11 protein-coding genes are annotated in these 15,868 nt (G+C 53.8%); 9 read left to right on the forward strand and 2 right to left on the reverse strand.

Annotation, left to right across the window (positions count from 1 at the left end; genetic code table 11):
• Positions 1-153 precede the first annotated feature (153 nt).
• The 3 genes from hemF (at position 154) to ABD949_RS20560 (ending at position 6,184) form a co-directional block, all read left to right on the forward strand.
• On the forward strand, positions 154-1,065 hold the full coding sequence (gene hemF / locus ABD949_RS20550) for an oxygen-dependent coproporphyrinogen oxidase (RefSeq protein ID WP_345246505.1): 912 nt from the start codon (positions 154-156) through the stop codon (positions 1,063-1,065).
• A gap of 279 nt (positions 1,066-1,344) precedes the next feature.
• Positions 1,345-4,590, forward strand: a complete 3,246-nt coding sequence (locus ABD949_RS20555; RefSeq protein ID WP_345246507.1) for a SusC/RagA family TonB-linked outer membrane protein — start codon at positions 1,345-1,347, stop codon at positions 4,588-4,590.
• A gap of 31 nt (positions 4,591-4,621) precedes the next feature.
• Positions 4,622-6,184, forward strand: a complete 1,563-nt coding sequence (locus ABD949_RS20560; protein ID WP_345246508.1) for a RagB/SusD family nutrient uptake outer membrane protein — start codon at positions 4,622-4,624, stop codon at positions 6,182-6,184.
• Between the two features lie 87 nt (positions 6,185-6,271).
• Here ABD949_RS20560 and ABD949_RS20565 read toward each other — a convergent pair whose 3' ends face one another.
• Together ABD949_RS20565 and ABD949_RS20570 are read right to left on the reverse strand one after the other, a co-directional pair.
• A complete protein-coding gene (locus ABD949_RS20565; RefSeq protein ID WP_345246509.1) occupies positions 6,272-8,248 on the reverse strand; it encodes a T9SS type A sorting domain-containing protein in 1,977 nt (658 codons plus the stop codon).
• A gap of 208 nt (positions 8,249-8,456) precedes the next feature.
• Positions 8,457-9,563 carry an o-succinylbenzoate synthase gene (locus ABD949_RS20570; RefSeq protein WP_345246510.1) on the reverse strand — a complete coding sequence of 369 codons (1,107 nt, stop codon included), beginning with the start codon at positions 9,561-9,563 and terminating at the stop codon, positions 8,457-8,459.
• 95 nt (positions 9,564-9,658) lie between these two features.
• Between ABD949_RS20570 and lpxK the strand changes: the two genes are divergently transcribed.
• The 6 genes from lpxK to ABD949_RS20600 all read left to right on the forward strand — a co-directional run bounded on the left by lpxK (position 9,659) and on the right by ABD949_RS20600 (position 15,829).
• Positions 9,659-10,687: a tetraacyldisaccharide 4'-kinase gene (gene lpxK / locus ABD949_RS20575; RefSeq protein WP_345246511.1), complete on the forward strand. Its 1,029-nt coding sequence runs from the start codon at positions 9,659-9,661 to the stop codon at positions 10,685-10,687.
• Positions 10,688-10,745: 58 nt separating this feature from the next.
• Complete coding sequence (locus ABD949_RS20580; RefSeq protein WP_345246513.1) at positions 10,746-12,707, forward strand: putative porin; 1,962 nt, start codon at positions 10,746-10,748, stop codon at positions 12,705-12,707.
• Between the two features lie 51 nt (positions 12,708-12,758).
• A complete protein-coding gene (locus ABD949_RS20585) occupies positions 12,759-13,631 on the forward strand; it encodes a DUF1835 domain-containing protein (RefSeq protein WP_345246514.1) in 873 nt (290 codons plus the stop codon).
• Between the two features lie 5 nt (positions 13,632-13,636).
• Positions 13,637-14,230: a MiaE family protein gene (locus tag ABD949_RS20590; RefSeq protein WP_345246516.1), complete on the forward strand. Its 594-nt coding sequence runs from the start codon at positions 13,637-13,639 to the stop codon at positions 14,228-14,230.
• A 145-nt stretch (positions 14,231-14,375) separates the two neighbouring features.
• Positions 14,376-15,626, forward strand: a complete 1,251-nt coding sequence (locus ABD949_RS20595) for an asparagine synthetase B (protein WP_345246518.1) — start codon at positions 14,376-14,378, stop codon at positions 15,624-15,626.
• Positions 15,627-15,679: 53 nt separating this feature from the next.
• Positions 15,680-15,829 (forward strand): hypothetical protein, encoded by a 150-nt coding sequence (locus ABD949_RS20600; RefSeq protein WP_345246520.1) that lies wholly within the window; start codon positions 15,680-15,682, stop codon positions 15,827-15,829.
• Positions 15,830-15,868 lie beyond the last annotated feature (39 nt).

The following is a 15,868-nucleotide window of genomic DNA, read 5'->3' on the forward strand; positions in this document are numbered from 1 at the left end:
GGATGTCGGATTTGGGATTTAGTGGTCGCCTGGCAAATCCGAACCTCAGGTGGACCAGTCCCAAATCTCAAATTCCTACTGCAAGACCGGCATGAGGATTAATTTTGCCGGTAATCCAAAATCCGACATCCAAAATTCAACATTCCATTTTATATGACACTGATTACCCGTATCGACACATCATCAATAACTGACTATTTTCAATCGCTCCAGGACCGGATCTGCGACGCCCTCACGGAAGCCGACGGGCAGGGGACCTTCCGCGAAGACCTGTGGGAACGGCCCGGTGGCGGGGGAGGGCGCAGCCGCGTTATCCAGGATGGAGCCATAATTGAAAAAGGAGGGGTCATGTTTTCGGCCGTCCACGGAGAAGCCTCCGAGGCTACCCTGCGCCAGCTCAACCTGACGGTCTCGGCTGAATTTTTTGCGACCGGCGTCTCTATTGTGCTGCACCCGCGCAACCCTATGGTGCCCATCATTCACATGAACGTGCGGTATTTTGAGATGAGTACCGGCCATAACTGGTTTGGCGGGGGAATCGATTTGACTCCGCACTACGTGGTGGAGGCCGATGCCCGCTGGTTTCATCAGCAGCTGAAGGCTGTCTGCGACCGGCATAACCCCGATTACTACCCCAAATTCAAAGCCTGGGCCGATGACTATTTCTTTCTGCCCCACCGCAACGAAACCCGGGGCGTAGGGGGCATTTTCTTCGACTACCTGAAACCATCAGCTGAAACGCCAAAAGAAGCTCTGTTTGATTTTGTGCAGGGGGTTGGGAATGCGTTTGCGCCAGTCTACACCCACTTTATGCAGCAGAATCGTGACCTGCCCTATGGGGAGGCCGAAAAACACTGGCAACTGCTGCGACGGGGTCGCTACGTCGAATTTAACCTGGTCTGGGATAGGGGCACTAAATTCGGGCTGGAGACCAAAGGCCGTACCGAATCCATTCTAATGAGCATGCCGCCCCAGGCCAACTGGATCTATGATTATATGCCCACCCCTGGCAGCGCTGAAGCGCAAACGCTACAACTGCTGAAAAAAGGAATGGATTGGGTGTAAACCTGAAAACTTTTATAAAATTTTTACGAAATGTATGTAACCAATGGTGTCGCTATAACTGATTGATTTATAATGACGTATATAGTTATTTATAAATGGATAGAAAGATTTATCCCATTATAGTAAGTATAAATAGAACAGGATTGGGTTTTAATTGCATAATTGGTTCGCTTAATTTGGGGTGATTCATGGCGGTCAGCAAGCAGTTGCAAAGCCGCAGAGAGTTTTCCACTTATTCATTTCCAACCAAAACAGCCGCTTCTCGGCACTCTAACCTCTATGCAAAACCCTTTACGTTCGCAGCACTGGCTAACAACCAATGCCTTTGGTGTGCGAAATCTCAGGACAACCGGTACTTTACTGCTGCCGGCTATCTTCTGCGTCAGCCTGGCGGTGGCTGCTCCGGCTCCCGGAACCGCGCCTGTTGAAAATCCTGCTCTGGCTATCGCCGACCGTGATCTGGTCGGTACCGTGAAAGACGAAACCGGCACTGGTCTGCCGGGCGTGAGTGTCGTGTTGAAGGGTACTACCCGCGGCACGACCACCGATGCTGACGGCCGCTACCGGCTATCGGTTCCGGATGCCGGCGGAACGCTGATTTTCTCGTTTGTCGGGTATGCCTCCCAGGAGGTTGTCGTTGGAAACCGGACAGCGGTGGATCTGGTGCTTAAACCGGATAACAAGACGCTGGATGAGATTGTCGTTATCGGTTACGGTACCGCCCGCAAAAGTGATTTAACCGGTTCGGTTGCTTCAGTAAAAGCCGATCAGCTGATGGAGCGTCCGGCTCCGTCACTGGCGCAAAACCTGGCAGGCCGTATGCCTGGCGTGCAGGTAAACACTAACTCAGGTCGTCCGGGTGGCCGTACCACGATTCGCATACGGGGTTTCAGCTCGATTAACTCATCGAATAACCCACTGTACGTTGTGGATGGTGTGATGCTGCCGCAGGGTACCCTGAACCAGTTCAGCTCGGCCATCGACTACATTAACCCGAACGATATCGTATCGATTGAGGTGCTGAAAGACGCTTCGTCGACGGCGATCTACGGAGCCCGTGGTGCCAACGGCGTTATCCTGGTAACGACCAAGAAAGGGAAAGCCGGGGAAGGTCAGGTAACTTACAACAGCGACTTCAGCGTCAACACCATTGGACCGAACCGTCCGCGCGTGCTGAACGCCAGAGAATACCTGGATACCGAAATGCTGGCCTGGAAAAACATGGAGAAGTATGACCCCGCCGGCTGGGCCGCTGGTCGCTGGGCGTACCTGGACCCGATTGCCCGCCGGAAAGATTACGCTTCCCGCTACCCCGGTGTTTTCGATTCTAACCTGAATCCCCTGCACGATACCGACTGGTTCAAAGAAACGACGCAGAATAAGCTCTCGCAGAACCACCAGCTTGGATTCAGCGGTGGCAATGAGCGTACGCAGTATTCGGTGTCACTGGGTTACCGCGACGACCAGGGCCTGATTAAAACGTCGTACATGAAGCGGTATTCGGGCCGGTTCACCTTTGACGATCAGATCAAGAAGTGGCTGAAAGTAGGCGGTACACTGAGCTACAACAATCAGACGGAAAACCTGGTGGACATCAACGACGCCGTTGCCCGTCAGATCGTAGAAGACTTCCCGTTCCTGCCGGTGCGCTACCAGGATGGAACTTATGCTAACAACCGCGACTATCCGTTTGCCGAAGGTACGATGAGCTCTTACCACCGACTGATGGGTCGTAAGTACATTCTGAATACGCAGACGACGCTGGGTAGTCTTTACTCAAACATCAACCTGGCTAAAGGCCTGGAGATGCGCACCGTCTTTGGTATTAACGTGCTGACGCAGGAAAATAACGAGTCGCAAACCCGGACCCTGAACATAGGTGGTAACGGAAACGCGGCTACCCGTAACTATAAGGAAAGCTTCTGGTCGCTGGAAAATTACCTGACCTACAATAAGCAGTTTGCCGACATTCATGCGGTGAACGCTGTTTTGGGTATCTCGTGGCAGGAAACAAATGCCTTCAGCATGAGTGCCACTGTAAACAACTTCGCCACCGACTACTTTGGTTTCAACAACCTGGGTGCCGGTGCCACTAACCCTCAGGTGGGCTCGGGTGCATCACGGTTTGCCTTCAACTCGTACTTCGGCCGGATCAACTATACCTTGATGGACAAGTACCTGGTTACGTTCACGGGCCGGGCCGATGGTTCATCGAAGTTTGGTGCCAACCACAAGTTTGCGTTCTTCCCGTCGGCGGCTGTCGCCTGGCGTATTTCGGAAGAACCCTTCCTGAAGAACAGTCCGGCAATCTCAAACCTGAAACTGCGGGCCAGCTACGGCTTAACGGGTAACTCCGAAATTCCGCCGTATTCATCCCTGGCCCTGTTAAGCTCCAACTATTCTACGGTGTACAACGAGGCCCGCGTAGGTGGAACGGGTATTAGTCGTCTGGCAAACCCGGACCTTCGTTGGGAAAAAACCGCTCAGACAGACATTGGTCTTGAACTGGGTCTGTTCAACGGTCGGGTCACGCTCGAGGCAGACTACTACTATCGCAAAACGACCGACATGTTGCTTGATGCGCCGGTTCCGCAAACCAGCGGCTACGCAACAATCCGTAAGAACATCGGTTCGATGGAAAACAAAGGTGTTGAACTGGGTCTGAATACTGTCAACATAAATTCCGGCCGTTTCCAGTGGAATACCAGCTTTAATATTTCCCTGAACCGAAATAAGGTGCTGTCGCTGGCTACGCCGTCGGACATCTTCAACGTAGGTGGTCCGAACTTCACCAACCCAACTAACGTCATTCGCGTAGGCGAGCCGGTGGGTGCTTTCTGGGGCCTTACCCGTCTGGGTGTGTGGAGCGAAGCCGAGCGCGAAGAAGCGGCCAAGTTCAGAAGCTACCGGAATGGTCTGACCATCCTGCCGGGTGACATCAAGTACCTGGACGTAAACGGCGACTACGCCATTACGGATGCTGACCGGAGTATTATCGGCAACGGTAGTCCGAAAGGCTGGGGCGCCCTGACCAACACCTTCAAGTTCGGTAATCTGGATGCAACGCTGGAACTTCAGTACATGTACGGCAACGACGTCATGCTGATGAACCTGCACCCAAGCGAAGACCGTCAGGCGCTGGCCAACAGCTACACCTCGGTGCTGAATGCCTGGACTCCGCAGAACCAGAACACCATGATCGCCGAGATCCGGGATACCCGTGCCGGTTACGTAACCAACGTCGATACGCAGTGGATCAAGAATGGCTCGTTCCTTCGGGGTCGTAACGCTCTGATCGGCTATACATTCCCGAGCCAGCTGACGAGCCGGTTGAAACTGAATCGTCTGCGAGTGTACGGAACCGTACAGAACTTCTTCCTGCTGGTAGAAGACCCCATCGTTGGCGATCCGGAAGTGACGCCTACCAACCAGGGTAACGGCAACAGTGCCTTCTCGCAGGGTATGATCTGGCACAACTATCCGAAGCCGACTACCTACATGCTGGGTCTGCAGGTTGGTTTCTAATTCAATACAAATCCTTAATGTGAAAGCTAAAATGGAATATAAAGTAATAAAAAAGTTAAGTAAGGCCGTGCTGATGGGGACTATGCTGATCAGTCCTTTCGGCTGCTCAGACTTTCTGGACGAGCAGGCCCCTTCCAACCTGACGCCGGATAACTTCTACACAATTCCGGACCATGCTGAGGCTGCCCTGGCTTCTGTTTACGCTGACCAGCGGAACCTCTACGGTGGAGCCGGAATCTTCTCGTCGACCTGGCAGTTGCTGGAAGCCCTTACGGGTACTTCCACCACCGAAACCGCCCAGAACTCCGACCTGAACAACCTGTATAGTCTGGTGCACGATGGCAACACGGCCCATGTTGTGAACTACTGGAATGGCTTGTTTAAAATAATTGCGCAGGCCAATCAGGTAATTGACCGCGTGCCGGCCATTAACCCTATGCCCGAAGCCCAAAAGAAGAAAGTTCTGGGTGAAGCCCGATTCCTGCGGGCATATGCCTACTTCAATGCGGTGCAGTTATGGGGAGATATTCCGCTCATTACCAAACCGCAAACGGCCGGGTCGGAAGATTTTCTGCCGGCACGCGCTTCAAAAGAAGATGTGTATAAGGTAATTGTAGAAGACCTGCTGGCTGCCGAAGCGGCCGGTCTGCCCTGGATGGACGTCAGCGGCCGGGCTACTATGGCCGCTGCGAAAACCCTGCTGGCCAAGGTGTACCTAACTATGGCGGGTTTCCCCCTGAGCAAAGGGGCGTCGCACTACAAGCTGGCGGCTGATAAGGCCTTCGAGGTGATTACCTACGCCAACGCGAACCCCGGCGTAATCAACCTGTTCACCAACTACGAGGATCTGCACCGCGAAGCTACTGAGAACCGGATCGAGCACCTGTTCATGGTGCAATACCACGCGACAGTGGCCGGTAACCCGATGGATAACTACTTCCCGAACTTTAAGCCGGTAACGTTCAACGGGCCGGGTGGTACGGGTAGTTCGGTACCAACCCTATCGTTTTATAACTCATACGAAAAGGGTGATCTGCGGGCCAAAAATCAGGAAGGTTTCTTCTACACCAGCTATTTCACCAATGGCAGTGGCGCTCCGTTCGAACTGGGTGCACCGTACGTGTTTAAGCACTTTAACCGGACTGCACTGGGTACCGCCGGTGCACCGGGTACCCGGCAGAATCACCTGAACGTGCCGGTGCTTCGCTATGCTGAAACCCTGCTGATCTACGCCGAAGCGCAGAACGAAGTAGGCGGCCCTACGGCAGAAGCTTATGCTGCCCTGAAGCGCATCCGCGACCGGGCTCAGTTGACAACACCAGACTTGGGATCGTTCAGCCAGACTACCTTCCGCGAAGCCGTTTGGCGGGAGCGCTGGCACGAACTTGCCTACGAGGGTATTACCTGGTTTGATATGGTTCGCCTGCGCAAAGTCTACAACGAAACCACTAATGGGTTCGATAATTTCGTCGGTCACATCAACCAGAGCTCCAAGCAGGCGCTGCAGGAAAAACACCTGCTGCTGCCGCTGCCGAAGCAGGAGATGCTGAACAACCCGAACCTGAAGACGCAGAACCCGGGTTATCCGCAGTAAGCGACTAAACAGAAGGTTGACAAACGAAGAAGCCATCCCTATTCCGGGGATGGCTTCTTCGTTTGCGGGGAGGGGATATACAAATGGCTACTGTTTCACCACTTTAACAAACTGCGTTTGCTGGTCGGTGAGGACCTGTATGATCAACAGTCCGGGAGCCTGCCGGCGCAGATCGAAAACCACGTATTCGACAGGAGCCGCTTTCTCAACCACCTGAGTCGCCACAAGTCGCCCCTGAATATCCAGCAGGTTTACCTGCAACCGCTGATCTGCCTGGCCCTGAATCTCCAGCCCAACCTGGTCGCCGGCCGGATTACCTAACACCTTTATCTGACATTCCCGGCTTGGTTCGACGCCGGCGCGGCCAGTACTTGGCGCGGTAGTGCAACTGGTGGTGAAGCTGATGCTGATGGTCTGACCAGTCTGTCGGGCACTGATGGTATAGGTGGTACCCTGCCGCTGTTTGTTGCCGATGGTGTGGGTAACGGTTGGAGTCCAGCCGTTGGTAATGCCGCCGGCTTTAAATTCAATGGCTGAGCCGTTACCTCCGCTGGTTCGGAAGGTGATTACGCCCGTGCGGCAGTCATATTCCGGCGTTAGCAGGGTTAACGCGGTGTTACCGCCACCGCCGGGAGGGGGCGCAACCGTGGCCGCAATGGGGTAGCCAATGTAGCTACATACCTTCCAGGCCGGATTACCTTCTTCGACGGCATTACCGTGCTGGGGGCGGTAGTCGAGCCGTCGTCCGGGCCCGGCAATGGTATCCGATAACGTAAGCTGCCAGTTTTTACCGCTTCCGGTCAGGCCGGTAACCGTCTTGCCGGGAATCGTGTACGCACCGACAGCAGACTGGCTGACGTTTTTATCATAAACAAGGTTGACAACCCTGCGGTTAGTCTCGGAGACGCTGACGCCTGCTAACTGCGGAGGTAACGCATCAGATGCCGGATCGGTAGCCGTGCGGGTTTGCAGGTACACATTGACCAGGCCCGTGGCTGGGTTGAACGACACACTATCGGCTCCCGTTGCAGTAACCTGCTGAATGGTGCCGCCCGTAACCAGCAGGCTCAGGTCGCGCTGCTGCACATTGGGGCTCAGGTTAGCGAAGGAGAAGATTGTGGTCAGCGTGTTACCCTGCACCGATTCCGTCCTGACCACACTAGCCTTGGTGTCATAATAGTCCATTACCTGCTGCATCCCCCAAATGCCGGCCCTACCCTGGTTAGCGGGATGATTTTGGATATAGTTGATGAAGGCGACAAAACCGTCTACTTCGCCGGACTCATTGGGGCCATGACCAAAGGCATGGCCGATGTATTTAACGCCGTTCGTACTGGCGGCAAACGTCCGGTCGACAAACTCGTTGGCCCCGGACCAGCCGGTATCATAATTCCAGCGCGACAACAGGAGGCTGGCCGGTAGCGGATTCACCGGCAACTGGTCATTCCAGTTGATTTCGGCCGCGTGGCCGTCGGCCGCGATCTGATTTTGGCCAAAACCCTGGCTCGTAATCAGCCTATAACCCAGTGCCAGACCGGTTTCCGTAAAGCCTTCAATATCGGATGGAATAGTGAGGGTGCGCATCCGGTAGCCAAGCCGGGCAAACACATTCTTTTCGTTTTGTTTCAACTCATACAGTTTGTCATGATAGGAGGAATGCGTGAGCGAATGATTGGAAAAATTAAACCCGGCTCCGGCCATTTCCTGAAGCTGCGCCCAGTTTACATACGTTGGATTGTTGTTGTCGAGGGTTGAGTTTGCGTTGATGGCGAGGGTCCAGTTCCAAAGCCGTGTCCGGCCGGCTCCGTCGCTGTAGGTGGGCACCGGATACCGTTTTCCGTCGGCAGCCGGCAGCCCCCGCAATACCGGGTAGATGACTGAATAATTACCCCGATAGGCATCGTCGGCGGTAAACATAAACCCCACCGACTTGTTGTTGGGCATGTCGGCATAGGTAATACCCGGGGACGACGGCAATCCTGAAAAGGTAATGGTGAGCGTGATGGGTCCACCGGTGATTGCTGATTGGGCGTAGACGCTGTCCGACCAGAAAAATAAGAGCATGAATTGAAGCAGACCGATTATTTTGGTATATGATTTGATCATAGTTGATTATTAAATGTAAATACGTTTTGCAAGATAGGATATAAAACAGTTGCTTCTAATATAAGTATGTTCAATTTTGTTGGCTGAAATGAATAAAACGATAGTGCCGGAGTAACCAATAAATGGCCACTCACTAAACAGGCAGGAAAAAGCAGATAGGTGGGTTTTAAACCCGAAAGACATTCTCTTCCTGTAACACAGAAAGATTCCACGGCTGGGCGAGGTCGTAGCACAACTGGCCGTTTTCAATCCGGAGCGGACTCTCAAAATTGTTATGATACAACTGGCCGGTGCCCAGTCCCTGCGGCAGGCTGTTTCGGAGTTGGGCGGTATACTGGGCAATGGCGTTCAGGCCAATATTAGATTCCAGGGCTGAGGTTATCCACCAGCCGATGTTGAGCCGTCCGGCCAGTTCAATCCATTCGTCGCAGTGCCGCAGGCCACCCAGCAGGGTTGGTTTCAGGACGATAAACTGCGGCTGAATCTTCTTCAGCAGCCTGAATTTATCCACGTATTCCATATGGCCGATGAGCTCCTCGTCCAGGGCAATGGGTACGGGTGTGTGGCGGCATAACTCGGCCAGCACATCGGGCTGATTGGCGCGAATCGGCTGCTCAATGGAGTGGATCTGGTAATTGGTCAGCCGTTCGAGCTTCCGCATTACGTCGTCGGGCGAAAAGCCTCCGTTCGCATCTACCCGCAGGGTGATTTGCTCCGGAGAATAACGGGAGCGGATATAGGCCAGCAGGTCGCACTCCTGCTCAAAATCAATGGCCCCGATTTTTAATTTAAGGGTAGTGTGGCCCTCCGCCAGTTTTTCTTCGATCTGCCGGCGCATAAAATCACGGTTACCCATCCAGATGAGCCCGTTAATGGGTATGGTGCGTTGCCCCATGGCAAATTCGCTCGAATAAATGATGCGGTGGCCGCCCGACAGGTAGTCCAGCATGGCCGTTTCGAACCCGAACAGAATACTCGGAAATTGCTGGCTGATGAGCTGGTTCAGGATAATGGGGACATTAAACGGAAAAAGCTGGAGGTCCAGGTTATTAAAATCCTGACAAACCTGGCCTAACTGCTCTTCAAAGTCAGGCCGGTCATCCAGACTGAGACCCTTAAGGGGCCCGCATTCGCCGTAGCCGATCACCGACATATTGTCGTCGTCGGCAATCCGGATGATGTAGGTGTCTTTTTCAGTGAGGATACCCCGCGACGTACCTGCCTCAAACCGAAAGTGCAGCGTATATTTCAGGTAGTCGGCGCGAAGACTCATACAAGGCGGAATAGTTGGACGGTTTGGGAATTAAAAAACGTTAAATTTGACCACTAAGTAAAGAAACAATTACGAAATTATTACCAGCTTATTTTGTGCTGACCCCCTTGCTGCGCCCGTTCAGCGCCCTGTACGGATTGCTCACGGATGTGCGTAACCAATTGTATACGAATCGGTTTATGTCTGCTTTTCAGCCGGTTCAGTATTGCATCACTGTCGGAAATTTAACAGTAGGCGGTACGGGAAAAACTCCCATGGTTGAATACCTGATTCGGCGGTTGTCGGATCAGCGCCGGCTCGCCATGCTCAGCCGGGGGTATGGCCGTCAGACAAGAGGGTTTCGGATCGCCGGGCTGGAAGATACCGCCGAAACCCTGGGCGATGAGCCGCTGCAAGTATACCGAAAATTTGGGAATTCCGTCACCGTATGCGTTGGCGAACAGCGGGCTGCGGCTCTCTCGACCCTGAGTTCGTTACGCCCCGACATTGACACGGTCATTCTGGATGATGCGTTTCAGCACCGGGCGGTGGCCGCTCATGTCAATTTGCTGCTGAGCGATTACAACCGGCCGTTTTATACCGACCACCCCTTTCCGGCGGGGCGGCTACGCGAACGCCGGCACGGAGCCCGCCGGGCCGACGCGGTTATTGTCACCAAGTGTCCCGACGACCTGCCTTTGGCCGACCAGCAAAAGATTGCCAGCCAGATTCGCCCCTACACCCGGCCGGGCACACCCGTATTTTTTGCTGGGTTGCGGTACGATACACCGGTTTCCTATGCCGGTAGCCAGCCGGACCAAACTCTGCGGGAGGTAGTGCTGGTTTCGGGTATTGCCAGTGTGGTAAGCCTCGAAGCTTATGTGCGCCGGCAGTTTAGGCTTATCCGACACCTGGAATTCGGTGATCACCACGCTTACTCGTCCGCCGACCTGGACCGGATCCGGCAGGGGTGTCCACCCGGAACGGCCGTTCTGACCACCGAGAAGGATTGGGTAAAGCTGCAGGCCTTGCTTTTAACAGAAAAGGGAGCAAATCCACCCTTTTATTATGTACCCGTAGCCATGTACCTGCTGGACCGGGAGGAGGAGTTGATGCAGCTGCTCCGTGTTAAAAAACCTGAATAAACCGACACTTCCATAACCTCCGACGGGCTTCCGTCGTTTTTGGGTTAATTTTGGGCCGATGAAACAACTTCACCTACGCTATTTACTGCTTCTTCTCTGCTTCGGATGCACCACGGCGGCTTTGGCCCAGTTTCCCAATATGCCCCGTCTGCCGCAGGGGGGCGGCCGGCCCGGCAGTTCAGGGCCCGGTGGCGGTATCGACGATTCGACCAAAGTCATTTATGGCCCAACCACCACCCGCTTTTTTCTGGAGTCTGATGTGTTTAATAACCGCCGGACGCTGTATACTATAGATACCCTGCTCGATGGCGTGCACATGTACAACTTTGTGCAGCGCAATGAGAATCTGTACCAGGACCTGGGGTCTCTGGGTACTCCGATGCGGCCGGTATTTTACCTGCCTCCCGCCCAGATCGGGGCCCAGACAGGCTATTCTGTGTATTCACCGTACGCCTACCAGACCCAGCAGGTACGGTATTACGATACCAAGTCTCCGTTTACCAATATGTATCTGGTGCTTGGCGGCCGCAACCAGAACCTGCTCAATTTTGATCTGGCCCAGAACATTACCCCCCGCTGGAATGTGGGCATTAATGTGCAGCGATTTACTTCCCAAAAGCAATTCGGGACCAGCGGGTCCAGCGATCCCCAACGGTTACTCGTAGAGAACTGGGGATTTCTGGGGCATACCAACTACCGGTCCAAAAATGAAAAATACACCCTGCTGCTGCACTTCAACCACATGAACCATGAGATGGCCGATCAGGGAGGGCTGCTGGATGGTATCCAGCTTGTGGGGGATGATACCATCCAGGTCCAATACGATTACGAAGGACGGGCCCGGCTCAACCAGGCCGGTACACGGGAACTGCGCAACGACTGGCATCTGTACCACCAGTACGTATTGGATCAGGGTTTACAGGTGTATCACCGGCTCGATTACCGGCGGCATATCAACGGCTTTACAGACGAAGACATCAGCACGGATTTACCGCTATCGGCTGCGGAGGGAATCCGGCCGTTTTATCCGTCCATCCTTTACGACAGTACCAAAACCATTCAGGATGTACGGTACCGATTGGTCGACAATAATTTTGGGCTAAAAGGCATTTACCGGGGCTTCAACTACCGGGCGTATTACCGGCAGAGGTTCTACCGGCAAAACGGTCGCTACAACGATTCGCCGACTACCTTTAACACCTACCGCACACAACGGCTGGAAAACTTCGTGGGCTTGTGGCTGGGGTATTATTTCCCGGACAGTACCTCACGCATTACGGCTGAGGCTGAATACCTGCTCGGCCGCGACTTCCGGCTGGAGGGTCAGCTGGAGAGCCGCTGGTTTACGGCCGGCTACCGCAGTATCTTCTCGTCGCCCACCCTGATTCAGGAGCGGTTTCAGAGCAACAATTTTTTCTGGCGGAACAACTTCGGTCTGCAGGGGACTAACCACGCGTACGGGATGCTGAACCTGCGGCTTAAAAAATGGCGATTCCAGCCGGCATTAGATTATTTCCTGCTCAACAACTATATTTATTTTGATACGCATGCGGCACCCCGGCAGTTCACGGGCGCCTTCAGTGTCCTGCGTACGGGTCTGGGCGCGCAGTACCGGACCGGTAAATTTCAGGCGCTATCGCAGGCGTATTATACGCTGGTGTCGCGGGGCGACCTGCTGCGGGCACCCAAGTTCTTTTTAAACGCCCGGATAGCTTATGATTTTCTATACGCCAAAGTGCTGTTTATTCAGACAGGGGTAGAACTGCACTATAAGTCCAGGTACTTTGCCGATGCGTACATGCCGGTGTCGCAGCAGTTTCATTTGCAGAATGACCAGCAGGTAGAAGGTTACCTGCTGGCCGATGTGTTTGCCAACCTGCGGATCAACCGCGTCCGGCTGTTCGTGAAGATGTCGCATGCCAACCAGGGGCTGTTTGTACCCGGCTATTATGTTGCCCCCGGCTATTTGCAAATGCGCCGGACCTTCGGATTCGGCGTCCACTGGTATTTGTTTGATTAAAGGTGAAAGAGCGATAGAGTGGACATTACATTGGTATAACGACAAATTTTTATGAAGACTCTGCATGTTCTCAACGGTGATGCTACCCTGCATGGCTTCCGGCAATCTGGTCTGCCGGGCGATGTGGCGGTCTGGCGCGAAATGCTATCAGAAGGACCGGTGAAAGCCGATGTGCACTCCGACGAGGAGCTATGGGCGATCCGGCGGAACTGGATTCAGGAAGAGTTTGGTGACCAACTACCGGCAGAGGAGACCTACGCTGATAAAGTAGTGCAGGAGTTCACTCGTATTTGCCAATATGCCGATTACGACGAGGTGGTTTTCTGGTTTGAGCATGATTTGTTTTGCCAGATCAACCTGGTGTTTCTGCTGGCCTGCTTTGCGCTGGTTGATCTGGGTCCCGTCAGGCTGAAGCAGGTGTCAATTGACCGGCATCCGGAGGTGCCCGACTTTAAAGGATTAGGCCAGTTAACCGGCGAGCAGTTATCGGCTTTATATCCTAAGGCGGAAGAACTGACCCCGCATGAATTAAACGTAGCCGCTCAGGTATGGCAGGCGTACGCCGGTCCGGAGCCTGAGCGATTGGTGACCCTGCTGAATGCAGATTTTGGCAGGCTTCGGTTTCTGAAAGCCGCGTTGCTTAATCACCTCCGGCGGTTTCCGGCCCGACAGACCGGTCTGAACGCCATTGAACGCCAGCTGACCGCGCTCCGGGAGCGGGAGTCCCTGTCGGAGCCGGAACTGGTCGGGCGGTTTCTGCAACTGGACCAGGTGTATGGCATCGGCGACTGGTCGGTTGCGCAGTACCTCCGCCAGATGGGCACCGGCTTACGGCCGACATCCCGCTGGGTGGGCGGCTACGAAATCCGCCCCGACACCCGGCTGCGCTGGGCGGAAGAACAACAGAATCTTGTCGAAGTATAAATAGTATGTCAATTACCACCTTAGGATTAGAATTGCCGACTGATCCGCGCTGGGTCAATATCGCCGAAATGAACATCGGCGAAATCCTGATCGACCATGCCTTTTGCGAGCAGAAAGCAGCCTCGTCGTGCATTTCACTGATTGTGCAGTATCCCGAAAAAGAAAAACTGGTGGAGGTACTTACCCCCGTTGTTGCCGAAGAGTGGGGGCATTTTCAGCGGGTGCTGAAAGAATTACGCAGGCGAAATATTCCGCTCAGCCACAAGCGGAGGGATGAGTACGTCCATGCGCTGCAACAGCATATCCGTAAGTCGGGCGACTACCTGGAGCAACTCATGGAGAAGTTGCTGCTGAACGCCCTGATTGAAGCCCGGAGCTGCGAGCGGTTTAAGCTGCTATCCGAGTACATTGCCGACGAAGGGCTACGTAAGTTTTACCGTGAACTAATGGTCTCTGAGGCCGGTCATTACCGCAACTTTATTGAACTGGCCGAGGAGTACTGCGCCAAAGAGCGCGTCTGGGCCCGCTGGAAAGAACTGCTCGACACCGAAGCGCAGATTATGCAAACGCTGGAAGTGCGGGGAGATCGGATGCATTAGTTGATTGGTTAAGTGGTTCATTGGTTAAGTTGTTAACCAGCAAACCAATAAACCATTTAACCAATTTACTAATTTTCGATAGATTTAAACAATACCTTGCTTTATTCAGTGGTTATAGCAAAAACGGCTTTTAACGGAATGGGTTATGAAGGCACTTCTCATCTTCTTGCTGGTGTTGTGGTCCGTGGCCAGCAAAGCTAATTATCTTCTCGTTCCAATGGACGAACAGCAGGCCAACCACCTGAAAGCTTACGGGATCGCCTACCACATTCTGAAGGAAGGTGGAGAGCTGGACTGGCTGGTCAATTACCGCGGGGGAAGTTTTATGCTCAAGCACAGCCAGGCGTTTGAGCGGGAATGCCGCGTGCGGGGCGTCAGCTGTGAGGTAATTTCCGACGCAAATGCCAACGGCATATTACGACAAATTGCTAACCCGGACGTGAACATGGACGCCGTGAAGCTGCTTAAAGCCGCTAAGATCGCCGTTTATTCGCCCATCAAAGTCAGCCCGTCGGAGTTCGAAAACACTGATGCGGTCCTGATCGTCCTGAACTATGCCGAAATCCCCTACGAGGTTGTGTACGATGAAGAGGTGCTGAAGGGTGACCTGGCCAAGTATGACTGGCTGCACCTGCACCACGAAGACTTCACGGGTCAGTTCGGTCGCAGCATCCGGCGTATGTCGGCGGCAGATCTGAAGGCCCAGGAAGATATAGCCCGGAAGTTTGGCTATGCTAAAGTATCACAGATGAAGCTGGCGGTGGCTAAGACTATCAAAGGCTTCTGCGCGGGTGGCGGGTACCTGTTTGCGATGTGTTCGGGAGCCGAAACGTTTGATATTGCCCTGGCCGCCGAGGGCATTGATATTGTCGACAGTCAGTTCGATGGGGACGGGATCGACCCCAGTGCTCAGTCGAAGCTGGACTTCAGCAAGACATTTGCCTTTTATAACTTTACCCTGGACCTCGACAACGGTTATCGGGGTATGTCGTTCTCTGACATCAACAGTACCTCCGGCCGGTGGAGTTACGACGAACCGAGCAGCTACTTTACCCTGTTCGAATTTTCGGCGAAGTGGGATGTGATTCCCGCCATGCTGACGCAAAACCACGCCAACATCATCAAGGAGTTTCACGGCCAGACAACCGCCTTTCGCAAGCAGACGGTAAAGCCCAACGTACTGGTAATGGGCACCAGCAAAACCGCCGACCGCTACATCTACGGCGAAATGGGAAACGGGCAGTGGACTTTTTACGGCGGCCACGACCCTGAGGGCATCCGGGGTAATTTCCGTAATCCGACGGATCTCAATCTGCACCCGCACTCGCCCGGTTACCGGCTCATTCTGAATAACGTGCTCTTTCCCTCCGCCCGCAAAAAGAAGCGGAAGACATAATTTGCCAGGTAAGCCCAATTTATGGTCAGTGGAGGTTAGTGCCGATTGAGGGTATGGGTCTGTTGCAGGCGCCGGTCACCCAGCTGCCCGAAAGTTTGTACCTGTTGCAGGTAGAAACCGCCGTAGGTATACTGCACCAGCAGCGGGTGCTGAAGCAGCGCTCATCAAACGTCGTAAAGGAACAAACGAACGAGGAGGGGTAATACTGTTGAAAGACGGTGTTACCCTTCCTTATTTTATTT

The organism is Nibrella saemangeumensis, from assembly GCF_039541915.1.
GTDB classification, from domain to species: Bacteria; Bacteroidota; Bacteroidia; order Cytophagales; family Spirosomataceae; genus Nibrella; species Nibrella saemangeumensis.